The organism is Clostridioides sp. ES-S-0048-02, assembly GCF_020658495.1.
In the GTDB taxonomy this organism is placed as follows: domain Bacteria; phylum Bacillota; class Clostridia; order Peptostreptococcales; family Peptostreptococcaceae; genus Clostridioides.
On the sequence record NZ_JACVWH010000028.1, the window covers coordinates 1 to 22,612 of the forward strand.

Here is a 22,612-nt window from a genome sequence, read left to right on the forward strand (position 1 = left end):
AACTTGCATGTGTTAGGCACGCCGCCAGCGTTCATCCTGAGCCAGGATCAAACTCTCAAATAAAAGTTTATCAGGCTCAGATACTATTGTTATCTAAATATCTGGCTTTATGGTTTGTTTCTTGTTTATAAATTAACCTACTGTTTAATTTTCAAAGTTCTTTTGTCTTATTTTTGTGCTCCTTTTGGGCACTCATATATAATACCATCTATGTTATTCCAAGTCAACGCTTTTTTAACTTTTATTTTAATTATTTTTTTGTCAAAACAAAAATAGCTTATATTAGTGCATTTTTAAACACCTCAATACAAGCTATTTACATATTTAGACTTATTTTTATAATTATTTCAACTTAGATATTTCTGTATACCTATGTATATTGCCCATGCTATCTTTTCTTGATATGTTTCATCTGTCAAAAGTTTACATTCTTTTTCATTTGATAGAAAACCACATTCTATTAATACTGATGGAATATTATTTTCTTTCAAAAGGTATATGTCATCTCGTGGCTTAACTTCTCTGTTATTTGTTTTATCTACTACTCTTTTAAGTTCTTCTTGAATACACTTTGATAATTCCTTGCTATCTTGCTTATCTTTAGGATAAAATGTCTGAGCTCCATAGTATTTAGATTGTTCGAATGCATTTAGATGTATGGATACAAACATATTAGCATTGGAATTAGAGATTATTTCTTTTCTATTTTTCAAGTTCTCATTATATTTTTGTCTTGTTGTTTTATTATTTTCTTCTTTATAGAGGCTACTGTCATCTTCTCTAGTTAATATTACAAGACCTCCACTTGATTCTATAAGCTCTCTAAGCTTAAGTGTTATTGCTAAGTTGATATCTTTCTCAGATGTGCTCTTATCCTTGTTTAATGCGCCTGGGTCAATACCTCCATGACCAGCATCTAGAATTATTGTTTTATTTGTTATTGGCATATATTTAATAACATCTTCAGAAATATTTTTTACTTCAAATATTGATACTATTACTAGACATACCATAACAAAACTAAAAATTATATGTTTTATGTACTTTCTCACAACATCACCCTGTATATGTATACTTATAAAAACACTATAATATTCCAAATATTAGTACAAACATTTAAATTTCACTTTAGTATTTATCTATCTCTATTTTTTAATATTAATATATGATTACATAAGTATGCTATATTCACATATACTCTAAATTCCCATTTTTAATTAGTATCGTATAACAGGTATAATAAATTATGACAATTTACATTATGAATTATATTATTTAATAACCTAAATTCTATTACTTATAAAATGTAAAATTTTTAATTATATTTACTGTAAATTTCTTTATCCATTTCTCAATAGAACTATAATCTCAATAACTTTAACATATAATCTTTTATTACAATAAAAAGGATGTTTTTCAATAGAAAAACATCCTAATAAGATATCTTATTATTTTATTGTATATCAATCATTAACTTAAACCCAACATTTCAACATGCTTCCATATTTTCTGGATAACAGAAAATAAAGGATTTTGCTTTTCCAAAAAGATAAATAATTATCTTTTTGAGAATTGTGGAGCTCTTCTTGCTGCTTTTAATCCGTATTTCTTTCTTTCCTTCATTCTAGCATCTCTAGTTAAGAAACCTTCTTTCTTTAAAGCAGGTCTTAAATCTAAATCAGCTTTTAATAAAGCTCTAGATATACCATGTCTTATAGCTCCAGCTTGTCCAGTGAATCCTCCACCTTCAACTTTTACTATAACATCATATTTATTTTCATTACCAGTTAAAACTAATGGTTGTTTAACATCTCTTATTAATGTTTCATAGTTAAAATAATTTTCTAATGCTCTTCCATTTACTAATATATTTCCTTCACCTGCAACTAGTCTTACTCTAGCAACAGAACTTTTTCTTCTTCCAGTTCCATAATATTGAACGTTAGCCATTATAAACTCCTCCTTTCACCTATTAATCTTATTTAAAGTTTAAAACTTCTGGATTTTGAGCTGCATGAGTGTGCTCAGCACCTGCAAATACTCTTAATCTAGTCATCATTCTACTTCTTAATTTGTTTTTAGGTAACATACCATTTACAGCATGTGCTATAACTTCTTCTGGTTTTTTATCCATCATATCTCTATAAGATATTTCTTTTAATCCACCTACATAACCAGTGTGGTATCTGTAATATTTTTGATCTAATTTTTTTCCACTTAAAACTACTTTTTCTGCATTTACTACAACAACAAAATCTCCACCATCAACGTGAGGAGTAAATGTTGGTTTATGTTTACCTCTCAATACTGTTGCAATTTCTGTTGCTATACGACCTAATGTTTTTCCTTCAGCATCAACTAAGTACCATTTTCTTTGTACATCAGCTGGCTTAGCTATATAACTTTTCATAACTGTCCCTCCTTAACTACTTTTCATAAAAATTTTTTACCGTTTATGTCAAGTCCGGGGCAAGTGGACTTATTAACACATTCTCATATATTTTAATACATGTAGCCTGGTGTGTCAAGTTAATAATGAACTTTTTTAAGAAATAATCCTTGTGCTGGAGCTGTATGTCCACATCTTGATCTGTTTTTAGATTCTATTATATCTAAAAATGATTCATTAATTCTACCACGTCCTATATCAACAAGTGTTCCAACAATAATTCTCACCATATTATATAAGAACCCATCTCCACTAATTTCTAAAGTAATCAAATCATCTGTTTTTTTTATATTTATATCATATATTGTTCGTATTGTATCTTTTACAGATGAACCAGAACTCATAAAACCTTTAAAATCATGTGTACCCAATAGACTTTTTGATTCTATACACATTTTTTCAAAATCAAGTTCATACTTTACTTGATATGATATGCTGTTAAGTATTGGGTGTCTAAACTTACTGTTATATATTAAATATTTATATGTTTTTCCTTTTGCACTATATCTTGAATGAAAGTCATCATTAACTTCACATGCTTCTATAACTGATATGTCTTTTGGTAATTTAGCATTTAGTGCCATTGGTACACTTTCTATACTTATACTTGAACTAATTTTAAAATTTGCAGTTTGTGCAAGAGCATGAACCCCTGAATCAGTTCTACCTGAGCCTATAAGTTTAACTTCTTCATTCATTATCTCATATATAGCCTTTTCAATTGTACCTTGTATCCCTAGAGAATCTGGTTGCTTCTGCCATCCACAATAATTTCTACCATCATATTGGATTGTAATCTTTATATTTCTCATATTTTACCTCACCTATATGCTTCTATTAAATCGCTATAAATCTAGTAGCTATGATTAATCCTAAATAAATAACTTGAAACACACATGCTATATAATCTGCTTTTACTATAACAGACTCCCTCATTTTTGTTCTATTGTGTCCACCTCTATAACATCTAGCTTCCATGGCCATAGCCAATTCATCAGCTCTTCTAAATGCACTAACAAATAGTGGAACTAAAAGAGGTACTAGATTTTTAGCTCTATTTATAAGATTTTTACTTTCAAAGTCTGCACCTCTAGACATTTGAGCCTTCATTATTTTATCTGTTTCGTCTAATAATGTAGGAATAAAGCGCAAAGCAATTGTCATCATCATTGCAAGCTCATGAACTGGTAAACCAATTTTCTTAAAGGGATTCAATAATCGCTCTATACCATCTGTCAATTCTATTGGTGAAGTTGTTAAAGTAAGTAATGATGTCCCAATTACTAAAAATATAAGTCTTATTGCCATAAAAATTGCTTGTCTCAAGCCTTGACTTGTTATTGTTAAAAATCCAAATGACCATATCTCATCACCTGGTAAGAAAAATATATTTATAATAAATGTAAATAAAATAATCCACTTAAGAGGTTTTACACCCTTAACAATATACTTAACAGGTATATTAGCTAACTTTATCATACCTAATAAACATAATAAAACTATCATATAAGGCCAAAATTTATTTACTACAAATATAGATACCATAAATACAATTGTTGCTACAAGTTTTATCCTTGGATCTAATTTATGAATAGCAGAACTTGTTGGGTAGTATTGCCCTATAGTTATATCTTTTAACATAATCCTCGCCCTCTCACAACTCTTAATATTTCCTGTTTTGCTTCTTCTAAAGTCAATATGTCTTCACTAATGTCAAAACCTTGTTCTCTTAATTTCAATGCAAGCTCTAAAACCTGTGGAATATCTAAACCAATTTCTTTTAATTTAATAGCATTCGATTTAAATACATCTCTAGGAGTACCCATAAATTCTATTTTACCATGATTCATAACAATTAACGTTTGTGCCAACTTTGCCATATCATCCATACTATGTGATGACAATATTATAGTCATATTGTTTTTTTCATGTAAGTTTTTTATTAAATTAAAAATTTCATCTCTTCCACCAGGATCAAGACCTGCAGTTGGTTCATCTAATATAAGTACTTCTGGGTTCATTGCTATAACTCCAGCTATTGCAACTCTACGCTTTTGACCTCCTGATAATTCAAATGGAGATTTATCTTTAAATTCCTCATAGTCAAGTCCTACAGCTTCCATCGATGCTTTTACCCTATTATGTATCTCAACCTCTTCTAAACCTAAATTAGCGGGTCCAAAAGCTATATCCTTATCAATTGTTTCTTCAAATAATTGATATTCTGGATATTGAAATACAACACCTACTCTTTTTCTTATCTCAGTTAAGTTTAAATTCTTATCTGTTATGTTAAAATCATTTATAAAAATCTCTCCTGAGGAAGGTTTTAATAATCCATTTAGATGTTGTATCAATGTAGACTTTCCTGAACCTGTATGACCTATAAGTCCAACAAAATCTCTATCTTTAATCTCAAAAGATACATCATCAAGTGCTTTACTTGCAAAAGGCATCCCTTCATTATATATATGTGTTAAGTTCTTTACTATAATTGACATAATTCCATCACCATCTCATCCACAGTTAATATATCACTACTAATATTTATACCTTCTTCTATTAATAAACTAGACAACTCTGTCATACAAGGCACATCTAAACCGATTTCCTTTAACATCTCTATTTTACTAAATACTTCTTTAGGAGTCCCTTCTAAAAGTTTCTTACCTTTCTCCATAACGACAACTCTATCAGCTTCTACAGCTTCTTCCATAAAGTGAGTTATATGTAAAACAGTTATATTTTCTTCTTTATTAAGCCTTTTTATTGTTTTCATAACTTCTTTTCTTCCAGATGGGTCTAACATCGCTGTTGCTTCATCAAATATTATACACTTGGGTCTCATGGCAATTATGCCTGCTATTGCAACCCTCTGTTTTTGGCCACCTGATAACAAATGCGGTTGTCTACCTCTCAAATCATACATACCTACACTTTTTAAAGACTCTTCTACAATTCGTCTTATCTCTTTTGGCTCTATACCTAAGTTTTCAGGACCAAAAGCTACATCTTCTTCTACTATTGTGGCAACAATTTGATTATCTGGGTTTTGAAATACCATACCTGCTGTTTGCCTTATATCCCATAATCTTTCTTCTTCTTTGGTGTCCATTCCATCAATGAGAATATTTCCTTCTGTAGGCATAAGAATAGCATTTAAGTTTTTAGATAAAGTAGACTTGCCAGAACCATTATGTCCTATTATCGCAACAAATTCTCCCTTTTTAACATCTAAGCTTAAATTATCTATTGCTTTAAGTTTTGCTTCATCTGTAATATACTCAAATGAAATATTGTTTACTTTTATTATATTATCCATTAATTCATACTCCTTTTAGTAAGCAATAACTTATAAAAATCATTTTACACATTATTATATCACACCTTAGTCAAAAAAATAAAAAAAAGATTAAGCCATCAAGCCTAATCCTTTCCTTACTATACTAATTCTATAAAAGCCATTTCAGCAGCATCGCCTTTTCTTGGCCCTATTTTTATTATTCTAGTGTATCCACCATTTCTCTCAGCATATTTTGGAGCTAAATCTGTGAATAAGTTATTAACTACTGTTTCATCCATAACATAAGCTAAAACTTGTCTTCTAGCATGAAGATCTCCTCTTTTAGCAAGAGTTATCATCTTTTCAGCCATTCTACGAGTTTCTTTAGCTCTAGTTACTGTAGTTTCTATTCTTCCACTTCTTAGTAAACAAGTTACTAAGTTTCTTAACATAAGGTTTCTGTGAGCTGTTTCACGTCCTAATTTACGGTACTTAGCCATTCTTATCCCTCCTTTGCTCGCTATTCTTCACTTGGTTTTAATCCTAGCCCAAGTTCCTCTAGTTTTTGTATTACTTCTTCTAATGACTTTTTACCTAGGTTTCTAACCTTCATCATATCGTCTTCAGACTTATTAGCTAATTCTTCAACTGTATTAATTCCCGCTCTCTTTAAACAGTTGTATGATCTAACTGATAAATCTAATTCTTCTATAGTCATTTCAAGAACTTTTTCTTTTTGATCTTCTTCTTTTTCTACCATGATTTCAACACTACTTACATGTTCAGTTAAGTCTATAAATAGATTTAAATGCTCAACTAATACTTTTGCAGCTAATGATATACCTTCTTGAGGGTTTATACTACCATTAGTCCAAACTTCTAGTACTAATTTATCATAATCTGTTTTTTGACCAACTCTTGTGTTTTCTACATGATAACTAACTTTCTCAACAGGAGTATATATTGAATCCACAGGTAAAACACCTATTGGAACATTCTCTGTTTTATTTTCTTCAGCAGAAACATAACCTCTACCTTTATCTACAAATATTTCCATATTAAACTTGGCATTATCATCTAATGTAGCTATTGCTAAGTCTTTGCTTAATATTTCAACATCTGGAGGACAGATTATATCTGAACCTGTGATAGAGCATGGTCCTTGAGCCTCTATTTTAAGTGTTCTACTTCCTTCACCATCTATAGTTGCTGAAAGCTCTTTTAAAGTTAATATTATCTCTGTAACATCTTCTTTAACACCAGGTATTGTAGAGAATTCATGAAGAACTCCATCTATTTTTATAGCATTTACTGCTACACCTGGTAAAGATGATAATAATATTCTTCTTAGTGCGTTACCTATAGTTATTCCATATCCTCTTTCTAGAGGTTCTATAACAAACTTACCATATCTATAGTCTTCGCTAAGCTCAACTATATCTACTTTTGGCTTTTCTATTTCTATCATGGACAAAACCCTCCTTAAAATTCAGTAATCCACTGAGGGTAAACAAAATTTTAAAATAATTTTTAAAAGTGTGCTTATTATTTAGAGTAAAGTTCTATGATTAAGTGCTCTGCTATTTCAAGATCTATATCTTCTCTTGTTGGAACACCAACTACTTTTGCTGTCATTCCTTCTACATTAGCTTCTAACCATTTAGGAGCTATTCTTGAGTTAACTTCTACTAAATTTTTGAATTTTGCAGAAGATCTTGATTTTTCTTTAACTTCTATCACATCTCCAACTTTAACTGTTAATGAAGCTATATCTACTTTATTTCCATTTAAAGTGAAATGACCATGAGTTACTAATTGTCTAGCTTCTTTTCTAGAAGATGCTAGTCCCATTCTGTAAACTACATTGTCTAATCTTCTCTCTAATAAACTTAATAAATTCTCACCTGATTTTCCAGGCATGTTTTCAGCACGTTCGTATAAGTTTCTAAATTGAGTTTCTAAAACTCCATATATTCTTTTAACTTTTTGTTTTTCTCTTAATTGTAATCCATAGTTAGAAACTTTCTTTCTCCCTTGGCCATGTTGACCTGGAGCATAGTTTCTTTTAACTATAGCACATTTATCTGTATAACATCTATCACCTTTAAGGAATAATTTCATTCCCTCTCTACGGCATTGTCTACATGATGCACCTGTATATCTTGCCATTTATCTACACCTCCTATTTGTACTCTTATTAATTACACTCTTCTTCTCTTTGGTGGTCTACATCCGTTATGTGGGATTGGAGTAACATCTTTTATCATAGTTACTTCTAGTCCAGTTGCTTGTAAAGCTCTTATAGCAGCTTCTCTTCCTGAACCTGGCCCCTTTACGAATACCTCAACACTTTTTAATCCGTGTTCCATCGCAGCTTTTGCAGCTGTTTCAGCAGCCATTTGAGATGCAAATGGAGTTGATTTTCTTGACCCTTTGAATCCTAATTGTCCTGAACTTGCCCAAGATATAGCATTTCCATGAACGTCAGTTAAAGTTATTATTGTATTGTTGAAAGTTGACTGTATATGAGCATGACCACGTTCTATATTTTTACGTTCTCTTCTTCTAACACGTGTAACTTTCTTTTTTGGTTTAGCCATTTTCCTTTTCCCTCCTTCATCTAATTATTATTTAATTATTTTTTCTTTTTACGAGATACTGTTTTTCTAGGACCTTTTCTAGTTCTAGCATTAGTTTTAGTTCTTTGTCCTCTTAATGGAAGACCTTTACCATGTCTAATTCCTCTATAACATTTTATATCTCTTAATCTCTTTATGTTTAAAGCAATTTCTCTTCTTAAGTCACCTTCAACTAAGAAATCGTCATCTATAACTTTTCTTAACTCATTAACTTGATCTTCTGATAAATCTTTTATTCTTGTATCTGGATTTATCTCAGCTTTAGCTAATATTTCGTTAGCAGTTGCTTTACCTATACCATATATATAAGTTAAGCCTATCTCCGCTCTTTTTTCTCTAGGTAAATCTACCCCAGCTATTCTTGCCATGATCGCACCTCCTACACATAGTTTTTAGTGTTTAAAACTTCATATCATATATCAATCCTACGTCAGATTGTTCAACGATTTTAACGTTCTTTTGTTAACATCACAATATAGTATTATACTATAAAATTTAACAAAATACTAGTAATAATTTCTTATCCTTGTTTTTGCTTATGCTTTGGATTTTCACAGATAACCATTACTTTTCCTTTTCTTTTTATTACTTTGCATTTTTCACATATTGGTTTTACTGATGGTCTAACTTTCATTATTAATCCCTCCTTAGACTAAATATCAAGATAGTCTACTTCTTACGCCAAGTGATTCTTCCTCTTGTAAGGTCATATGGAGAAAGTTCAACATTCACCTTATCACCTTCAAGAATTCTTATGAAGTTCATTCTTAGCTTTCCAGAAATGTGGCATAATATCTCATGTCCATTTTCTAGTTTAACTTTAAACATAGCATTAGGTAAAGCTTCTGAAACTGTACCTTCTAATTCTATAACATCTTTTTTGGCCATTAACTAACCAGCCCTCCATTTCAATAAGTTAAATTATCTAATTTAACTTAGTAAGTTCAGCTCTTAAAAAAGAATCTGTAATCTCTTGTCCAGATACTACTCTTTTTCTAACTTCATCATTAATAAAATTATATTTTTTTAAGTGCTTAACTTTCTTTAACTTAGGTTTGTCAAGTTTTCTTTTCTTTCCATCAGCTATTAATACATATTCATTATTAATTATCTTGACTACGAAAAATAAATTTCCTTGATCTCGACCTAATGAAACCTTAACAACTTGACCTATACTTAAATTATCTGATAGCACTTTTTTCACCTACTTCTTAATTTACAACTTTGTCAATATCAAAGGTTCATGTTCAGTAATTGCTATCGTATGCTCATAATGAGCTGATTTTTTTCCATCTATTGTAACAGTCGTCCACCCATCTGATAGAGTCTTTACATGATAACGACCTGCATTAACCATTGGCTCTATAGCAATAACCATTCCTTGTCTAAGTCTTGGTCCTTTTCCTGGGAGTCCATAATTAGGTACCTGTGGATCTTCATGAAGATTTGCTCCAACTCCATGTCCTACCAAATCCCTAACTACTGAGAAACCATGTTTCTCAACGTGTGTTTGTACTGCGTGTGAGATATCCGAAAGTCTATATCCTAATTTAGCAAATTTTATTCCTTCATAGAAGCTTTCTCTAGTTACTTCTATTAATTTCCTATCTTCTTCAGATATCATGCCTACTCCATGAGTTTTCGCAGAATCACCATGATATCCTTTATAATAGGCTCCTATATCTAAGCTTACAATGTCTCCTTCCTTTAATAGAGTCTCACCTGGAATTCCATGTACAACTTCTCTATTGATAGAAGCACATATACTTCCTGGAAAACCTCCATATCCTTTAAAAGAAGGTTCAGCATTGTATTTTCTTATATTCTCTTCAGCTATTTTATCTAATTCTAAAGTAGATATTCCCGGAGAAATAGCTTTTCTTAAAACTTCATGAGTATCAGCAACAATTTTGCCTGCTTCTCTTAAAAGTTCTATTTCTTTCTTTGATTTCAAGATAATCATTTATTTTCCACTTCCTAAAGCTGCAACAATATCTTCAAATACTTTATCTATTGCTTGGTCACCTTTTATATCAGCTATTATACCTTGTTTGCTATAATAATCTACTAAAGGCTTAGTTTCATCTAGATAAACTTGTATTCTCTTAGATACAGTTTCTTCATTATCATCAGCTCTTTGATACAATTCTCCTTGGCATACATCACATACACCTTTTACTTTAGGAGGATTAAACTCAACATGATAAGTAGCTCCACAAGACTTGCATATTCTTCTACCAACTGCTCTAGATACTAATATGCTCTTATCAACTTCAATATTGACAACTTTATCCAGTACTATACCAGCATTTTTTAAGAATACATCTAAATGCTCACCTTGTGCTACATTTCTTGGAAATCCATCTAACATAAATCCATTTTTACAGTCTTCTTGAGATATTCTATCAGTAACTAAACCTACAGTTAACTCATCTGGTACTAATAAACCTTGGTCCATGTATTCTTTAGCTTTTTTTCCAAGTTCTGTTCCCTCTTTTATATTCTTTCTGAATATATCTCCTGTTGATATATGAGGTATATTGTATTTTTCTACTATTCCTGCCGCCTGAGTACCTTTACCAGCACCTGGAGGTCCAAGTAATATTATTCTCATATTATCCATCTCCATTTTATTTTAAGAAACCTTGATAGCTTCTCATAACTAAGTTTGACTCTAACTGTCTCTTAAGCTCCAAAGCAACCCCAACAACGATTAGCAATGAAGTTCCAGCTAGACTCATATTGACATTCATATAATGTGTTGTAAGAGCTGGTACCATAGCAATTATTGCTAAGAAAGTAGCTCCAGCTAAAGTTAATCTTGTTAAGATTCTATTTAAATAATCCATAGTAGGTTCACCTGGTCTAATACCTGGTATAAATCCACCATTATTTTTCATATTTTTAGATATATCTTCTGTATTGAATGATACAGTTGTATAAAAATATGAGAAGAAAATTATAAGTAGAATTTCAATTGATCTGTATGTCCAAAATCCTTGTTCTGTTGCCATACTTAAGTATTTTTGAACAAAAGCTTGAGCATCTGCCCCCATAAACATAGCTATTGTTTGTGGAAAAGCTAAAAGTGAACTAGCAAAAATTATAGGCATAACTCCTGATTGGTTAACTTTCATTGGTATATGAGAACTTTGTCCTCCATACATTTTTCTTCCAACAACTCTTTTAGCATATTGTACAGGTATCTTTCTAGTCGCTTCTTGTATAAATGTAACCCCTGTAACTGTAAGTAATATAACTACAATTAGAAGTATTATTACCCAAGGTGCAACTTGACCAGATTTAACTTGTTGTGCGATTTTAATAACATCTGTTGGTATTCTTGATATAATACCTGCAAATATTATTACTGAACTACCATTACCAATTCCTTTTTCGGTAATTTTGTCCCCAATCCACATTACTAACATACTTGCTGAAACTAATGTTATTACAACAGTTGTGATAAAAAACACACTATTTGATATTAAAGCACTTCTTACAATTCCTAATGTAATTCCCAAAGCTTGTACAACTGCTAGAGCTAGTGCTGTATATTTAGTGTACTTATTGATTTTTTTCTTTCCTTCTTCACCAGATTTTTGAAGTTCTGCTAAACTTTCAAAACCTACTGTTAGAAGCTGTATTATGATTGATGCAGTAATATATGGACTTATACCCAAAGCAAATAGTGAAAAGTTACTAAATGCTCCACCAGTAAACATATTATACAGAGAAAGTAGACTATTGCCGCCTACCATCTTTTGTATAATACTAGTGTCTATACCTGGAACTGGTATTGTAGTACCTATTCTGAATATCACGATCATCATAAGTGTATACATTACTTTTTTTCTTACTGCTTTAATCTTCCAAGCTTGTTTTAATTTTGACAGCACGCTAATTCACCCCGCCTGTACTGGCTAGGAGATTAGCAGGTTATTATACTAACTCTGCTTTTCCACCAGCTTTTTCTATTTTTTCTTGAGCTGAAGCTGTAAATTTAGCAGCTTTAACAGTTAAAGCTCTTTCTAAATTACCTTCACCTAAGATTTTAATTCCATCTTTACCTATTTTGCTTATAGTTTTAGTAGATTTTAATAATTCTGCAGTTATTTCTGTTCCATTTTCAAATCTGTTTAAAACTTCAACATTAACTTCTGTGTAAACTTTCTTAAATATGTTATTGAAACCTCTCTTAGGAAGTCTTCTAGCTAGTGGCATTTGTCCACCTTCGAACCCTACTCTTACTCCACCACCAGAACGAGACCATTGACCTTTTTGTCCACGTCCTGCAGTTTTACCTTGTCCAGTTGCAGTACCTCTACCTAATCTTCTCTTAGCTCTTACTGCACCTTCAGCAGGTTTTAACTCATGTAACTTCATGGATTGCACCTCCTTGCACTACTTTTTAAAAATTATTCAGCTATTTCAGTTACTTCTAATAAATGACTTACTTTTTTTATCATACCTCTTACTTGAGCATTGTCTTCTTTTACAATAACTTGTTCTCTTTTTCTTAATCCTAACGCTTCAACATTCTTTTTTTGGTTAGGAGTAGTTCCTATAACACTTCTAACTAATTTTATTTGTAATTTAGCCATTTTACACTACCTCCTTACCCTAGAAGTTCTTCAACTTTTTTACCTCTAAGTTTAGCTATATCTTCAACTGTTTTTAGAGAATTAAGTCCTTCTATTGTAGCATTTACCATATTTCTTGGATTGTTAGATCCTAAAGATTTAGCTCTAACGTCTTTTAGTCCAGCTAACTCAAGTACGGCTCTAGCAGGTCCCCCAGCTATTACTCCTGTACCTTCTACAGCAGGCATTATTAATATATTTCCAGCACCAAAGTGTCCGCGTACTTCGTGAGGAATTGTAGTCCCAACCATTGGCACTACTATTAGATTTTTCTTAGCATCTTCAACTGCTTTTTTTATAGCATCTGGTACTTCCATTGCTTTCCCAGCACCTATACCAACGTGTCCGTTTTCATCTCCAACAACTACTAACGCTGCAAATCTGAAGTTTCTACCACCTTTTACAACCTTAGTAACACGTCTTACTTCAACAACTTTTTCTTGTAAGTCAAGTTGTCCTGCATCTATCGGCTTACGACGTAGCATGTATTTTTCCCTCCTTCGTATTAGAACTTAAGACCAGCTTCTCTAGCACTTTCAGCTAATTCTTGAATTCTTCCATGATATAAGTATCCACCTCTGTCAAATACAACTTCAGTGATTCCTTTTTCAACAGCTTTTTTAGCAACTAATTCTCCAACTTTCTTAGCTGCTTCCTTATTTCCTGTATGATTAACAGCACTCTTAACTTCTGCTTCTAAAGAAGATGCAGCAACTAGAGTTACTCTGTTTGTGTCATCTATTATTTGAGCATATATATTGTTAGCACTTCTAAATACACATAATCTTGGTCTTTGAGCAGTACCGCTTATTTTTCTACGAACTCTCTTATGTCTTTGAAGTCTATTAGCATTTTTATCAGCCTTTTTTAACACCTAGCTCACTCCTTTCTAGCGTTTAAGTTTTGGTATTATTTTTTACCAGTTTTTCCTTCTTTACGTCTGATTACTTCATCAACGTATTTTATACCTTTACCTTTGTATGGCTCTGGCTTTCTCCAAGCTCTTATTTTAGCAGCATAGTTTCCTACTAATTGCTTGTCTATACCTTTTACTATTAACTCAGTTTGGTTTGGAGCTTCAACAGTTATTCCTTCTGGATCTTCCATTTCAACTGGATGAGAGAAACCTAAGTTCATAACTAATTTTTTCCCTTGTTTTTGAGCTCTGTATCCAACACCTTTTAGTTCTAATTTCTTTTCGAAACCAGTATTTACACCTACAACCATATTATCTAATAAAGTTCTAGTTAATCCGTGTAAAGATCTGTGTTTTTTATTATCAGTTGGTCTTTCAACCATTATTGTATTTTCTTCTTTTTTTATATTTAACTCAGCACTTAATTGTTTAGTTAAAGTTCCCTTTGGACCTTTTACTGTAACTAAATTTCCTTCAGCTATAGTAACTTCAACACCTGCTGGTATTATTATTGGCTTAACACCTATTCTTGACATGGTCGCACCTCCTTACATTGTTCATATTAATTACCAAACGTAGCAGATTACTTCTCCACCAACATTTTCTTTTCTAGCTTGCTTGTCAGTTAATATTCCTTTTGAAGTAGATATTACTGATATTCCTAATCCATTTAATACTTTTGGTATTTCGTGGTTAGCAGCGTAAACTCTCATTCCAGGCTTAGATATTTTCTTAAGACCTGTGATAACTCTTTCGCCTTCTTGTCCGTACTTTAATTGTATTCTTATGATACCTTGTTTTCCATCTTCTATAACATCATAACCTCTTATGAAACCTTCTTCTAATAAGATTCTAGCTAACTCTTTCTTCATATTAGAAGCTGGAACATCTACAGTTTCATGCTTAACAACATTAGCATTTCTTATACGAGTAAGCATATCTGCAATTGGATCTGTCATTGTCATTTTGTAGCCCTCCTTCCATTCTAATCAAGCTTCTACCAGCTTGCTTTTCTAACACCAGGTATTTGACCTTTATAAGCTAATTCTCTAAAGCATATACGGCATATACCAAATTTTTTCAAAACTGAATGCGGTCTTCCGCATATAGTACATCTAGTGTATTCTCTAGTAGCGTACTTTTGCTTTCTTTGTTGTTTAACAACCATCGCTTTTCTAGCCACGGGAATCCCTCCTTTGCTTACTTAGAAAATGGCATTCCTAATAATTTTAATAATTCACGAGCTTCTTCGTCAGTTTTTGCTGTAGTAACGAATATTATATCCATTCCTCTTACTTTATCAATTTTATCATATTCTATTTCAGGGAATATTAATTGTTCTTTAACTCCTAAAGCATAGTTTCCTCTACCATCAAAAGCATTAGGGTTAACACCTCTAAAGTCTCTAACTCTTGGTAAAGAAACTGATACTAATTTGTCCATAAAGTAGAACATTTTGTCAGCTCTTAATGTAACTTTTGTTCCTATTGGCATTCCTTCTCTTAGTTTGAAGTTAGCAACAGATTTTCTAGCTTTAGTTATAACAGGCTTTTGTCCTGATATTATTTCTAATTCTTCAACGCCTTTTTCTAATCCTTTTGGATTTTCTCTAGCGTCACCTATACCCATGTTAATAACTATTTTGTTTAACTTAGGTATCTCCATTACGTTTTTATATCCAAATTTCTCCATTAAAGCAGGAGCAACTTCTTTCATGTATTTTTCTTGTAATCTAGAAGCCATTTAAGGTCCCTCCTTTCAAGCAATATTTATTATAATTCTTTTCCGCTCTTTGCTGATACTCTTACTTTTGTCCCATCTTTTACTTCATATCTTACTCTAACGCCTTTTCCTGTTTCAGGATCAAATGGCATTACATTAGATATGTGTATTGGGGCTTCTTTATTTATTATTCCACCTTGTTGGTTCATAGCACTTGGTTTTTGATGTTTAGTTATTACGTTTACACCTTCAACTAATACTTTATCAGCTTTAGGGTATACCTTTAAAACTGAACCTTTTTTACCTTTATCTTTACCTGCTATAACTACAACAGTGTCACCTTTTTTAACACGCATCATGTCCTATTGCACCTCCTTAATTATAGTACTTCTGGAGCAAGAGAAACTATTTTCATGAATTCATTGTCTCTTAACTCTCTAGCAACAGGCCCGAATATACGAGTTCCTACTGGAGTTTTATCGTCCTTTATTATAACAGCAGCATTTTCATCAAAAGATATATAGCTTCCGTCATTACGTCTTACGCCTTGTTTGCTTCTTACTATAACAGCTTTAACAACCTTACCTTTTTTTACAACTCCACCAGGTGTTGCACTTTTAACAGTAGCAACTATAACGTCGCCTATGTTACCATATCTTCTTTTACTTCCGCCTAGAACACGTATACATAAAAGTTCTTTAGCTCCTGAGTTATCAGCAACTCTTAGACGTGATTCTTGTTGTATCATATCGTAATCCCTCCTTCTTCAAAAACTACTTAACTTTCTCAACAACTTCAACTAGTCTGAATCTCTTATCTTTAGATAAAGGTCTAGTTTCCATTATTTTAACTCTATCTCCGATGTTACATATATTCTTTTCATCATGAGCCTTAAATTTCTTAGTTCTCTTAACACGTTTGTTATATAGTGGATGACGTACGAATTCTTCAACAGCTACTACTATTGTTTTATCCATCTTATCACTAACAACACGGCCTATTCTAACTTTTCTTCTTCCTCTTTCCATGTTTAAAAAGCCTCCTTTCCAAATTAAGCTCTAGTTTCGTATAACTTTCTTTCAGCAAGAACAGTTTTAACTTTTGCTATATCCTTCTTAACAAACTTTATTCTAGCTGTATTTTCTAATTGACCAGTAGCTAATTGGAATCTTAAGCTAAATAATTCACTTTTGAAGTCGTTTAATTTGTTCATTAGCTCTTCGCTTGTTAAATCTCTTAATTCTTTAGCTTTCATCCTATTCACCACCCTTTACTTCTAAATCTTCTTTTTTAACAAATTTACATTTGATTGGTAATTTATGTGCAGCAAGTCTCATAGCTTCTCTTGCTTTATCTTCAGAAACACCTGCTAATTCAAACATAACTCTTCCTGGCTTAACTACAGCTACCCAATATTCTGGAGAACCTTTCCCTGCACCCATACGAGTTTCTGCTGGTTTTCTTGTTACTGGTTTATGAGGGAATATTTTTATCCAAACCTTTCCCCCTCTTTTTATATATCTAGTCATCGCTATTCTGGCAGCTTCTATTTGATTAGAAGTTATCCAAGAAGCTTCTAAAGCTACTAATCCAAACTCACCATAAGTAACTTTGTTACCTTTATGAGCTTGCCCAGCCATACTTCCTCTATGAACTCTACGACGCTTTACTCTTTTTGGCATTAACATGAGTATTTTTCCTCCTTCCTTGAACCTAACTATTATTAATTTCCTTTGTTTTCAGTTCCTTGAGGTCTTGATTCACCTTGAGGTCTTGATGAATTACCTTGAGGTCTTGATGAGTTACCTTGAGGTTTTTGTCCTCTATAGTTTCCTCTGTTATCATTTCCTCTGTTATCATTTCCTCTGTTATCATTTCCTCTATAGTTTCTATTGTCATTTCCTCTTCTATCGTTTCTTCTGTTATCTCTCTTGTTGTCTCTTCTGTCGCTCTTTCTGCTTTCTTCTCTTGGATTTACACCATCTCTAGTTGGTAAAATTTCACCATTACATACCCAAACTTTTATACCTATTTTTCCATAAGTAGTATCAGCTTCAGTGAAACCATAATCTATATCTGCTCTTAAAGTTTGTAGTGGCACATTTCCTTCACTATAACCTTCAGTTCTAGCCATTTCAGCTCCACCTAATCTTCCTGAAGCAGAAACTTTTATCCCTTTAGCACCAGATTTCATTGCTCTTTGTATAGCTTGTTTCATTGCTCTTCTGAAAGCAACCCTTCTTTCTATAGCTAAAGCTATATTTTCAGCTACTAATTGAGCATTTTTATCTGTACTTCTTACTTCTACTATGTTAACTATTATACTTTTCTTTGTCATTTTTTCTAATTCAACTTTTAATGCTTCGATTCCAGCACCAGCTCTTCCTATAACTACTCCTGGCTTAGCAACATGTAAGTCCATTTTTATTTTGTTAGCTGATCTTTCTATTTCTATTCTAGCAACTCCAGCTGAGTATAATCTTTTCTTTAAGAATTTACGTATATTATGGTCTTCTAATAATAAGTTTCCGAACTCTTTTTTATCAGTAGCGAACCATCTTGAGTCCCAATCTTTTATAACACCGACTCTTAAGCCGTGTGGATTAACCTTTTGACCCATTATTTTCCCTCCTATCTATTAATTATTTTTTTTCTTTCACAACAACCTCTATATGAGAAGTTCTTTTTCTTATTGTAGTTGCACGACCCATAGCTCTAGGCATGAATCTCTTCATTGTTGGCCCTTGATTAGCAACTATTGATGCTATATATAATTTTTCAGTATCCATTTCGTGATTGTTTTCTGCGTTAGCTTTAGCTGACTTTACAACTTTAGCTATTATTGAAGCTGCTCCTCTTGGAGTGAACTTTAATATCGCTAATGCTTCATCAACATTCTTTCCTCTAACAAGGTCACAGATTTGGCCTGCTTTTCTTGGTGATACACGTACATATTTAGCAGTAGCTTTTGCTTCCATTGTTATTCCTCCTTTCTTAGTCATAATTTAATTATTTTCTCTTATTAGATTTTTCGTCATCCTTATGTCCTTTGAAAGTTCTAGTAGGAACGAACTCACCTAATTTGTGTCCAACCATATCTTCTGTTATATATACTGGAACATGTTTTCTTCCATCATGAACAGCTATAGTGTTTTCTACCATTTGTGGAAATACAGTTGAAGATCTTGACCAAGTTTTTATAACTTCTTTACTTCCACTAGCATTCATAGCTTCTATCTTCTTTAAAAGTCTTGCATGGACAAAAGGCCCTTTTTTAGTTGATCTTGACATTTATATTCCTCCTTTCCGAGCAAAAATAAATTTACTACTTAGTTCTTCTTGATACTATTAATTTATTTGAAGCTTTGTTTTTCTTTCTAGTTTTGTATCCAAGAGCTGGTTTACCCCATGGAGTAACAGGAGATGGTCTACCTATTGGAGATCTACCTTCCCCTCCACCGTGTGGATGGTCATTAGGGTTCATTACAGAACCTCTTACAGTAGGTCTTATTCCCATATGTCTTTTTCTACCTGCTTTACCAATAACTACGTTACCGTGCTCTATATTTCCAACTTGTCCTATAGTAGCTTTACAGTTTATGCTTACTAATCTCATTTCACCTGATGGTAATCTTAATAAAGCATTTTTTCCTTCTTTAGCCATTAATTGTGCAGAAACTCCAGCAGATCTAACTAATTGAGCTCCTTTTCCTGGCTTTAATTCTATATTATGAATGATAGTACCAACTGGCATATCTTTTAATGCTAAACAGTTTCCTGGTTTTATATCAGCACCTAATCCTGATAAGATAGTATCTCCAACGTTGATTCCAACTGGAGCTAATATATATCTTTTTTCTCCATCAGCATAGTTTAATAATGCAATATTTGCAGTTCTGTTTGGATCATATTCTATAGTAGCAACCTTAGCAGGTATACCATCTTTATCTCTTTTAAAATCTATTATTCTATATTTTCTTTTTTGTCCTCCACCTCTATGACGAACAGTTATTCTACCATGTACGTTTCTACCAGCATTTTTCTTTAAGTTAACTAAAAGAGATCTTTCTGGTTGGTTACATGTTATTTCCTCAGAAACTAAAACTGTCATTTGTCTTAAGGCAGGAGAAGTTGGTCTAAACTTTTTTATAGCCATCTGTTTTCCCTCCTTCGTTTGTTATAATATTACATTCCTTGGAAGAATTCTATTTCTTTACTATCAGCAGTTAATTTAACTACTGCTTTCTTAAAGCTTGCTGTTCTTCCTTGAGTTCTACCCATTCTTTTAACTTTTCCATCGTAGTTTAAAGTATTTACTTTATCAACACTAACTCCGAATACTTTTTCTACTGCTTTTTTTATTTCAGTTTTGTTCGCATCTTTAGCCACAACAAAAGTGTATTTTTTTTCACCCATTTCAGCCATACTGTGCTCAGTTACAACTGGTCTTATTATTACATCATGTGGATTAGTCATTATGCGTACACCTCCTCCACTTTTTTAACAGCATCTGTAGTTATTATAAATGAATCATATTTTAATATATCATATACATTCATAGTATTAACTAATGCAGTTTGAACACCTTCTATATTTCTAGCTGATTTTATTACATTATCATTTTTATCAGCTATAACTACTAAAGCTTTTTTAGCAGCATTTATATTATTTAATATTTGAGCGAATTCTTTAGTTTTAGGAGCATCCATGTTTAATGCATCTAATACTATAACTTCACTATTTTGTATTTTTGAAGATAAAGCACTCTTCATAGCTAATCTTCTTACCTTCTTAGGTAATGTATATTTGTAACTTCTTGGTTTAGGTGCAAAAGCAACTCCTCCACCTACCCATTGTACCGATCTTGTAGAACCTTGTCTTGCTCTACCTGTTCCTTTTTGTTTCCAAGGTTTTCTTCCGCCACCTCTAACTTCTGCTCTAGTTTTAGCAGATTGAGTTCCTTGTCTCTTATTTGCTAATTGATTTTTTACAACTTCATATAAAACATGTCCATTAACTTCTACGCCAAATATAGAATCTGATAATTCTATTTCTCCAACGTTTTGTCCACTAATATTTAGTACATTTAATTTTGGCATTGTTATTCCTCCTTTCTCTAGGTTAGTCATTATTTAGAAACCTTTACAGCTTCTTTTATAGTTACTACTGAACCTTTAGCTCCTGGTATAGCTCCCTTAACTAATATAAGGTTCTTATCAGCGTCTACTTTAACAACCTCTAAGTTTTGAACTGTTACCCTTACGCTTCCCATGTGTCCAGCTAATTTTTTGTTTTTAAATACTCTACCTGGGTAAGAACAAGCTCCCATTGAACCTGGTCTTCTGTGGTATCTAGAACCGTGAGATTCAGGACCTCTACTTTGTCCATGTCTTTTTATTGGACCTTGGAATCCCTTACCTTTACTTATTCCAGTAACATCTATTTTTGCACCTGCTTCAAATACATCAGCTTTTATTTCTTGTCCAACTGTGTATCCTTCTACAGAATCTACTCTAAACTCTTTTAAATGTTTCTTTAAAACATTAGCAGCAGCTAAGTGTCCTTTTTTAGGCTTGTTTAAAGATTTTTCTTTAGCATCTTCAAAACCTATTTGTATAGCATTGTATCCATCTTTATCAACTGTTTTTATTTGAGTAACGACCATAGGGCCTGCTTCAACAGCTGTTACAGGTATAACTACACCTTTATCAGTGAATATTTGAGTCATACCAACTTTTTTTCCTAATATTCCATTCATATTAGCACCTCCTATAATTCTTACAGCGGATTACATCATTTTAGAAGTAATCATTCTAAGATAGTTACCTATAGGATAATATCTTAGGGGTTCTTATAATTTTATTTCTATATCTACACCTGCTGGTAAGTCTAATCTCATTAATGAGTCAACTGTTTTAGGTGTTGGATTAGCTATGTCGATTAGTCTTTTATGAGTTCTTATTTCAAATTGTTCTCTAGAGTCTTTGTACTTATGTACGGCTCTTAATATAGTTACAATTTGTTTTTCTGTTGGTAGAGGCACAGGTCCTGAAACTTGTGATCCAGCCTTTTTAGCAGTTTCAACTATTTTACCTGCTGAAAAATCTAATAATTTGTGATCATATGATTTTAATCTTATTCTTATTTTTTCATTCTTAGCCATTTTGTTTTCCCTCCTTTATCACGTGTTTAATTTTCAAGTTGCGTACAACTAATACCGACACACTGCTCCGGGTGTGTTGTAACTTTCAAATCGACATCAGTTCGTATTTCACTAGGATTTAATTCTTATTTTCTTAATCTCTCAAGCACACTATTATATTTTATATCATCTGTTACATTTTTTCAAGTTTTTTTTATGTTTTTTTCAATTTTATTTTCTCTTACAACATTATAACCTTAAACTTGATTATGAATCTATCTCAAGGCACTAGTTTAGTATATATGCTTTATTGCTACTTGTCAACAAAAACAAAAAAGAGAGGTTAAACCCCCTCTTTTTTTATATGAAATCAATTAGCTTAGTAAAAGATTATTCGATTATTGTAGCAACAACTCCTGAAGCTACTGTTCTCCCACCTTCTCTTATTGAGAATCTTAATCCTTCTTCTACAACTATTGAGTTTATTAAGTCTACTTCCATTGTTACGTTATCTCCAGGCATTACCATTTCTATTCCATCTGGTAACTTACAAGCTCCTGTTACATCTGTTGTTCTGAAATAGAATTGTGGTCTATATCCATCAAAGAATGGTGTATGTCTTCCACCTTCTTCTTTTTTAAGTACATATACTTCTGCAGTAAATTTTGTGTGTGCTTTTACTGATCCAGTTTTTGCTAGTACTTGTCCTCTTTCTATTTCGTTTCTTTGTACTCCTCTTAATAATGCTCCTATATTATCCCCTGCTTGTGCTTGGTCTAATAATTTTCTGAACATTTCTACTCCTGTTACTACTACTT

General features: G+C 32.2%; 40 protein-coding genes and 1 rRNA gene. All 41 read right to left on the reverse strand.

The features are described 5' to 3' along the window. Window positions 1-63 (reverse strand): 16S ribosomal RNA (locus IC173_RS18960); the annotation flags it as partial. Between the two features lie 284 nt (window positions 64-347). Next, window positions 348-1,052, reverse strand: a complete 705-nt coding sequence (gene cwlD, locus IC173_RS18965; protein ID WP_227436991.1) for an N-acetylmuramoyl-L-alanine amidase CwlD — start codon at window positions 1,050-1,052, stop codon at window positions 348-350. A 505-nt stretch (window positions 1,053-1,557) separates the two neighbouring features. Continuing rightward, window positions 1,558-1,950: a 30S ribosomal protein S9 gene (gene rpsI / locus IC173_RS18970; protein ID WP_003421105.1), complete on the reverse strand. Its 393-nt coding sequence runs from the start codon at window positions 1,948-1,950 to the stop codon at window positions 1,558-1,560. Window positions 1,951-1,978: 28 nt separating this feature from the next. After that, the gene (gene rplM / locus IC173_RS18975) at window positions 1,979-2,410 is read right to left on the reverse strand and encodes a 50S ribosomal protein L13 (protein WP_227436993.1); all 432 of its coding nucleotides are present in this window, start codon (window positions 2,408-2,410) and stop codon (window positions 1,979-1,981) included. A gap of 119 nt (window positions 2,411-2,529) precedes the next feature. Beyond that, on the reverse strand, window positions 2,530-3,261 hold the full coding sequence (gene truA, locus IC173_RS18980) for a tRNA pseudouridine(38-40) synthase TruA (protein WP_227825413.1): 732 nt from the start codon (window positions 3,259-3,261) through the stop codon (window positions 2,530-2,532). Between the two features lie 25 nt (window positions 3,262-3,286). Beyond that, on the reverse strand, window positions 3,287-4,090 hold the full coding sequence (locus IC173_RS18985; RefSeq protein ID WP_227436997.1) for an energy-coupling factor transporter transmembrane component T family protein: 804 nt from the start codon (window positions 4,088-4,090) through the stop codon (window positions 3,287-3,289). Next, window positions 4,084-4,950 carry an energy-coupling factor transporter ATPase gene (locus tag IC173_RS18990; protein ID WP_227436999.1) on the reverse strand — a complete coding sequence of 289 codons (867 nt, stop codon included), beginning with the start codon at window positions 4,948-4,950 and terminating at the stop codon, window positions 4,084-4,086. Before IC173_RS18990 ends, IC173_RS18985 begins: the two co-directional genes overlap by 7 nt. Beyond that, entirely contained in the window at window positions 4,938-5,771 is an 834-nt protein-coding gene (locus tag IC173_RS18995; RefSeq protein WP_227825412.1) for an energy-coupling factor transporter ATPase, read from the reverse strand. Before IC173_RS18995 ends, IC173_RS18990 begins: the two co-directional genes overlap by 13 nt. A 119-nt stretch (window positions 5,772-5,890) precedes the next feature. After that, entirely contained in the window at window positions 5,891-6,232 is a 342-nt protein-coding gene (gene rplQ / locus IC173_RS19000) for a 50S ribosomal protein L17 (protein WP_003421117.1), read from the reverse strand. A 20-nt stretch (window positions 6,233-6,252) separates the two neighbouring features. After that, the gene (locus tag IC173_RS19005) at window positions 6,253-7,200 is read right to left on the reverse strand and encodes a DNA-directed RNA polymerase subunit alpha (protein WP_227437003.1); all 948 of its coding nucleotides are present in this window, start codon (window positions 7,198-7,200) and stop codon (window positions 6,253-6,255) included. A 77-nt stretch (window positions 7,201-7,277) separates the two neighbouring features. Further along, on the reverse strand, window positions 7,278-7,901 hold the full coding sequence (rpsD, locus tag IC173_RS19010; protein ID WP_227437005.1) for a 30S ribosomal protein S4: 624 nt from the start codon (window positions 7,899-7,901) through the stop codon (window positions 7,278-7,280). 32 nt (window positions 7,902-7,933) lie between these two features. Beyond that, a complete protein-coding gene (rpsK, locus tag IC173_RS19015) occupies window positions 7,934-8,332 on the reverse strand; it encodes a 30S ribosomal protein S11 (RefSeq protein WP_227437007.1) in 399 nt (132 codons plus the stop codon). Between the two features lie 35 nt (window positions 8,333-8,367). Next, a complete protein-coding gene (gene rpsM, locus IC173_RS19020; RefSeq protein ID WP_227437009.1) occupies window positions 8,368-8,739 on the reverse strand; it encodes a 30S ribosomal protein S13 in 372 nt (123 codons plus the stop codon). 152 nt (window positions 8,740-8,891) lie between these two features. Beyond that, window positions 8,892-9,005, reverse strand: coding sequence for a 50S ribosomal protein L36 (rpmJ, locus tag IC173_RS19025; protein ID WP_002509257.1), 114 nt, complete (start codon window positions 9,003-9,005; stop codon window positions 8,892-8,894). A gap of 35 nt (window positions 9,006-9,040) precedes the next feature. After that, entirely contained in the window at window positions 9,041-9,259 is a 219-nt protein-coding gene (gene infA / locus IC173_RS19030) for a translation initiation factor IF-1 (protein ID WP_003421127.1), read from the reverse strand. Window positions 9,260-9,296: 37 nt separating this feature from the next. Beyond that, window positions 9,297-9,566, reverse strand: coding sequence for a KOW domain-containing protein (locus tag IC173_RS19035; protein WP_227437012.1), 270 nt, complete (start codon window positions 9,564-9,566; stop codon window positions 9,297-9,299). Window positions 9,567-9,587: 21 nt separating this feature from the next. Beyond that, complete coding sequence (map, locus tag IC173_RS19040) at window positions 9,588-10,334, reverse strand: type I methionyl aminopeptidase (protein WP_227856105.1); 747 nt, start codon at window positions 10,332-10,334, stop codon at window positions 9,588-9,590. After that, window positions 10,335-10,985 (reverse strand): adenylate kinase, encoded by a 651-nt coding sequence (locus tag IC173_RS19045; RefSeq protein ID WP_227437015.1) that lies wholly within the window; start codon window positions 10,983-10,985, stop codon window positions 10,335-10,337. Window positions 10,986-11,001: 16 nt separating this feature from the next. Further along, the gene (gene secY / locus IC173_RS19050) at window positions 11,002-12,270 is read right to left on the reverse strand and encodes a preprotein translocase subunit SecY (protein WP_227437017.1); all 1,269 of its coding nucleotides are present in this window, start codon (window positions 12,268-12,270) and stop codon (window positions 11,002-11,004) included. A 43-nt stretch (window positions 12,271-12,313) separates the two neighbouring features. Continuing rightward, window positions 12,314-12,757, reverse strand: coding sequence for a 50S ribosomal protein L15 (gene rplO, locus IC173_RS19055; protein WP_227856106.1), 444 nt, complete (start codon window positions 12,755-12,757; stop codon window positions 12,314-12,316). A gap of 32 nt (window positions 12,758-12,789) precedes the next feature. Beyond that, window positions 12,790-12,975: a 50S ribosomal protein L30 gene (gene rpmD / locus IC173_RS19060; protein ID WP_227437019.1), complete on the reverse strand. Its 186-nt coding sequence runs from the start codon at window positions 12,973-12,975 to the stop codon at window positions 12,790-12,792. A 14-nt stretch (window positions 12,976-12,989) separates the two neighbouring features. Continuing rightward, window positions 12,990-13,499: a 30S ribosomal protein S5 gene (gene rpsE / locus IC173_RS19065; protein ID WP_227437021.1), complete on the reverse strand. Its 510-nt coding sequence runs from the start codon at window positions 13,497-13,499 to the stop codon at window positions 12,990-12,992. 20 nt (window positions 13,500-13,519) lie between these two features. Further along, window positions 13,520-13,888: a 50S ribosomal protein L18 gene (gene rplR, locus IC173_RS19070; protein WP_227437023.1), complete on the reverse strand. Its 369-nt coding sequence runs from the start codon at window positions 13,886-13,888 to the stop codon at window positions 13,520-13,522. A gap of 35 nt (window positions 13,889-13,923) precedes the next feature. Continuing rightward, window positions 13,924-14,466 carry a 50S ribosomal protein L6 gene (gene rplF, locus IC173_RS19075; RefSeq protein WP_003435668.1) on the reverse strand — a complete coding sequence of 181 codons (543 nt, stop codon included), beginning with the start codon at window positions 14,464-14,466 and terminating at the stop codon, window positions 13,924-13,926. A gap of 30 nt (window positions 14,467-14,496) precedes the next feature. Continuing rightward, window positions 14,497-14,895 carry a 30S ribosomal protein S8 gene (rpsH, locus tag IC173_RS19080; protein WP_003421148.1) on the reverse strand — a complete coding sequence of 133 codons (399 nt, stop codon included), beginning with the start codon at window positions 14,893-14,895 and terminating at the stop codon, window positions 14,497-14,499. A 32-nt stretch (window positions 14,896-14,927) separates the two neighbouring features. Further along, window positions 14,928-15,113: a type Z 30S ribosomal protein S14 gene (locus IC173_RS19085; RefSeq protein ID WP_003421149.1), complete on the reverse strand. Its 186-nt coding sequence runs from the start codon at window positions 15,111-15,113 to the stop codon at window positions 14,928-14,930. 17 nt (window positions 15,114-15,130) lie between these two features. Then, a complete protein-coding gene (gene rplE, locus IC173_RS19090) occupies window positions 15,131-15,673 on the reverse strand; it encodes a 50S ribosomal protein L5 (protein WP_003421151.1) in 543 nt (180 codons plus the stop codon). A 29-nt stretch (window positions 15,674-15,702) separates the two neighbouring features. Continuing rightward, a complete protein-coding gene (gene rplX / locus IC173_RS19095; protein WP_227437031.1) occupies window positions 15,703-16,008 on the reverse strand; it encodes a 50S ribosomal protein L24 in 306 nt (101 codons plus the stop codon). 23 nt (window positions 16,009-16,031) lie between these two features. Then, on the reverse strand, window positions 16,032-16,400 hold the full coding sequence (gene rplN / locus IC173_RS19100) for a 50S ribosomal protein L14 (protein ID WP_003421155.1): 369 nt from the start codon (window positions 16,398-16,400) through the stop codon (window positions 16,032-16,034). Window positions 16,401-16,425: 25 nt separating this feature from the next. Beyond that, on the reverse strand, window positions 16,426-16,680 hold the full coding sequence (rpsQ, locus tag IC173_RS19105; RefSeq protein WP_003421156.1) for a 30S ribosomal protein S17: 255 nt from the start codon (window positions 16,678-16,680) through the stop codon (window positions 16,426-16,428). Window positions 16,681-16,703: 23 nt separating this feature from the next. Beyond that, window positions 16,704-16,907, reverse strand: coding sequence for a 50S ribosomal protein L29 (gene rpmC, locus IC173_RS19110; protein WP_003421158.1), 204 nt, complete (start codon window positions 16,905-16,907; stop codon window positions 16,704-16,706). A 1-nt stretch (window position 16,908) separates the two neighbouring features. After that, entirely contained in the window at window positions 16,909-17,340 is a 432-nt protein-coding gene (rplP, locus tag IC173_RS19115) for a 50S ribosomal protein L16 (RefSeq protein WP_003421160.1), read from the reverse strand. Between the two features lie 35 nt (window positions 17,341-17,375). Continuing rightward, window positions 17,376-18,272 carry a 30S ribosomal protein S3 gene (rpsC, locus tag IC173_RS19120; RefSeq protein WP_227856107.1) on the reverse strand — a complete coding sequence of 299 codons (897 nt, stop codon included), beginning with the start codon at window positions 18,270-18,272 and terminating at the stop codon, window positions 17,376-17,378. A 22-nt stretch (window positions 18,273-18,294) separates the two neighbouring features. Continuing rightward, window positions 18,295-18,630, reverse strand: a complete 336-nt coding sequence (gene rplV, locus IC173_RS19125; RefSeq protein ID WP_009887891.1) for a 50S ribosomal protein L22 — start codon at window positions 18,628-18,630, stop codon at window positions 18,295-18,297. 31 nt (window positions 18,631-18,661) lie between these two features. Then, the gene (rpsS, locus tag IC173_RS19130) at window positions 18,662-18,943 is read right to left on the reverse strand and encodes a 30S ribosomal protein S19 (RefSeq protein WP_021386634.1); all 282 of its coding nucleotides are present in this window, start codon (window positions 18,941-18,943) and stop codon (window positions 18,662-18,664) included. 34 nt (window positions 18,944-18,977) lie between these two features. Further along, window positions 18,978-19,808 carry a 50S ribosomal protein L2 gene (rplB, locus tag IC173_RS19135; RefSeq protein WP_227437027.1) on the reverse strand — a complete coding sequence of 277 codons (831 nt, stop codon included), beginning with the start codon at window positions 19,806-19,808 and terminating at the stop codon, window positions 18,978-18,980. Between the two features lie 29 nt (window positions 19,809-19,837). Next, window positions 19,838-20,128, reverse strand: a complete 291-nt coding sequence (rplW, locus tag IC173_RS19140) for a 50S ribosomal protein L23 (RefSeq protein ID WP_003421170.1) — start codon at window positions 20,126-20,128, stop codon at window positions 19,838-19,840. Continuing rightward, entirely contained in the window at window positions 20,128-20,751 is a 624-nt protein-coding gene (rplD, locus tag IC173_RS19145) for a 50S ribosomal protein L4 (RefSeq protein ID WP_227840674.1), read from the reverse strand. The genes rplW and rplD overlap by 1 nt, the downstream gene beginning before the upstream one ends. A 29-nt stretch (window positions 20,752-20,780) precedes the next feature. Beyond that, window positions 20,781-21,410, reverse strand: coding sequence for a 50S ribosomal protein L3 (rplC, locus tag IC173_RS19150; RefSeq protein WP_227856108.1), 630 nt, complete (start codon window positions 21,408-21,410; stop codon window positions 20,781-20,783). A gap of 93 nt (window positions 21,411-21,503) precedes the next feature. Then, window positions 21,504-21,815 (reverse strand): 30S ribosomal protein S10, encoded by a 312-nt coding sequence (gene rpsJ / locus IC173_RS19155; protein ID WP_054268679.1) that lies wholly within the window; start codon window positions 21,813-21,815, stop codon window positions 21,504-21,506. A 369-nt stretch (window positions 21,816-22,184) separates the two neighbouring features. Beyond that, the coding region (locus tag IC173_RS19160; RefSeq protein ID WP_413927559.1) for an EF-Tu/IF-2/RF-3 family GTPase at window positions 22,185-22,612 on the reverse strand (428 nt) is incomplete at its 5' end.

What these genes read in the sequence shown, in the direction of transcription:
- rplQ (WP_003421117.1), bottom strand. Translation starts at nt 6,232, where the DNA reads ATGGCTAAGTACCGTAAATTAGGACGTGAAACAGCTCACAGAAACCTT.
- IC173_RS18985 (WP_227436997.1), bottom strand. Translation starts at nt 4,090, where the DNA reads ATGTTAAAAGATATAACTATAGGGCAATACTACCCAACAAGTTCTGCT.
- rplN (WP_003421155.1), bottom strand. Translation starts at nt 16,400, where the DNA reads ATGATACAACAAGAATCACGTCTAAGAGTTGCTGATAACTCAGGAGCT.
- rpmD (WP_227437019.1), bottom strand. Translation starts at nt 12,975, where the DNA reads ATGGCTAAATTACAAATAAAATTAGTTAGAAGTGTTATAGGAACTACT.
- rplB (WP_227437027.1), bottom strand. Translation starts at nt 19,808, where the DNA reads ATGGCTATAAAAAAGTTTAGACCAACTTCTCCTGCCTTAAGACAAATG.
- IC173_RS19005 (WP_227437003.1), bottom strand. Translation starts at nt 7,200, where the DNA reads ATGATAGAAATAGAAAAGCCAAAAGTAGATATAGTTGAGCTTAGCGAA.
- rpsK (WP_227437007.1), bottom strand. Translation starts at nt 8,332, where the DNA reads ATGGCTAAACCAAAAAAGAAAGTTACACGTGTTAGAAGAAGAGAACGT.
- rpsD (WP_227437005.1), bottom strand. Translation starts at nt 7,901, where the DNA reads ATGGCAAGATATACAGGTGCATCATGTAGACAATGCCGTAGAGAGGGA.
- rpsQ (WP_003421156.1), bottom strand. Translation starts at nt 16,680, where the DNA reads ATGGAAAGAGGAAGAAGAAAAGTTAGAATAGGCCGTGTTGTTAGTGAT.
- rplC (WP_227856108.1), bottom strand. Translation starts at nt 21,410, where the DNA reads ATGAATGGAATATTAGGAAAAAAAGTTGGTATGACTCAAATATTCACT.
- rpsH (WP_003421148.1), bottom strand. Translation starts at nt 14,895, where the DNA reads ATGACAATGACAGATCCAATTGCAGATATGCTTACTCGTATAAGAAAT.
- truA (WP_227825413.1), bottom strand. Translation starts at nt 3,261, where the DNA reads ATGAGAAATATAAAGATTACAATCCAATATGATGGTAGAAATTATTGT.
- rplM (WP_227436993.1), bottom strand. Translation starts at nt 2,410, where the DNA reads ATGAAAAGTTATATAGCTAAGCCAGCTGATGTACAAAGAAAATGGTAC.
- rplE (WP_003421151.1), bottom strand. Translation starts at nt 15,673, where the DNA reads ATGGCTTCTAGATTACAAGAAAAATACATGAAAGAAGTTGCTCCTGCT.
- rplO (WP_227856106.1), bottom strand. Translation starts at nt 12,757, where the DNA reads ATGAAGTTACATGAGTTAAAACCTGCTGAAGGTGCAGTAAGAGCTAAG.
- IC173_RS18990 (WP_227436999.1), bottom strand. Translation starts at nt 4,950, where the DNA reads ATGTCAATTATAGTAAAGAACTTAACACATATATATAATGAAGGGATG.
- rplF (WP_003435668.1), bottom strand. Translation starts at nt 14,466, where the DNA reads ATGTCAAGAATAGGTGTTAAGCCAATAATAATACCAGCAGGTGTTGAA.
- rpsJ (WP_054268679.1), bottom strand. Translation starts at nt 21,815, where the DNA reads ATGGCTAAGAATGAAAAAATAAGAATAAGATTAAAATCATATGATCAC.
- rpmC (WP_003421158.1), bottom strand. Translation starts at nt 16,907, where the DNA reads ATGAAAGCTAAAGAATTAAGAGATTTAACAAGCGAAGAGCTAATGAAC.
- infA (WP_003421127.1), bottom strand. Translation starts at nt 9,259, where the DNA reads ATGGCCAAAAAAGATGTTATAGAATTAGAAGGTACAGTTTCAGAAGCT.
- rpsC (WP_227856107.1), bottom strand. Translation starts at nt 18,272, where the DNA reads ATGGGTCAAAAGGTTAATCCACACGGCTTAAGAGTCGGTGTTATAAAA.
- rpmJ (WP_002509257.1), bottom strand. Translation starts at nt 9,005, where the DNA reads ATGAAAGTTAGACCATCAGTAAAACCAATATGTGAAAAATGCAAAGTA.
- rplD (WP_227840674.1), bottom strand. Translation starts at nt 20,751, where the DNA reads ATGCCAAAATTAAATGTACTAAATATTAGTGGACAAAACGTTGGAGAA.
- rpsI (WP_003421105.1), bottom strand. Translation starts at nt 1,950, where the DNA reads ATGGCTAACGTTCAATATTATGGAACTGGAAGAAGAAAAAGTTCTGTT.
- rplX (WP_227437031.1), bottom strand. Translation starts at nt 16,008, where the DNA reads ATGCGTGTTAAAAAAGGTGACACTGTTGTAGTTATAGCAGGTAAAGAT.
- rplW (WP_003421170.1), bottom strand. Translation starts at nt 20,128, where the DNA reads ATGACTAATCCACATGATGTAATAATAAGACCAGTTGTAACTGAGCAC.
- rpsM (WP_227437009.1), bottom strand. Translation starts at nt 8,739, where the DNA reads ATGGCAAGAATAGCTGGGGTAGATTTACCTAGAGAAAAAAGAGCGGAG.
- rplP (WP_003421160.1), bottom strand. Translation starts at nt 17,340, where the DNA reads ATGTTAATGCCAAAAAGAGTAAAGCGTCGTAGAGTTCATAGAGGAAGT.
- rpsS (WP_021386634.1), bottom strand. Translation starts at nt 18,943, where the DNA reads ATGTCAAGATCAACTAAAAAAGGGCCTTTTGTCCATGCAAGACTTTTA.
- IC173_RS18995 (WP_227825412.1), bottom strand. Translation starts at nt 5,771, where the DNA reads ATGGATAATATAATAAAAGTAAACAATATTTCATTTGAGTATATTACA.
- rplV (WP_009887891.1), bottom strand. Translation starts at nt 18,630, where the DNA reads ATGGAAGCAAAAGCTACTGCTAAATATGTACGTGTATCACCAAGAAAA.
- IC173_RS19045 (WP_227437015.1), bottom strand. Translation starts at nt 10,985, where the DNA reads ATGAGAATAATATTACTTGGACCTCCAGGTGCTGGTAAAGGTACTCAG.
- rpsE (WP_227437021.1), bottom strand. Translation starts at nt 13,499, where the DNA reads ATGCTACGTCGTAAGCCGATAGATGCAGGACAACTTGACTTACAAGAA.
- map (WP_227856105.1), bottom strand. Translation starts at nt 10,334, where the DNA reads ATGATTATCTTGAAATCAAAGAAAGAAATAGAACTTTTAAGAGAAGCA.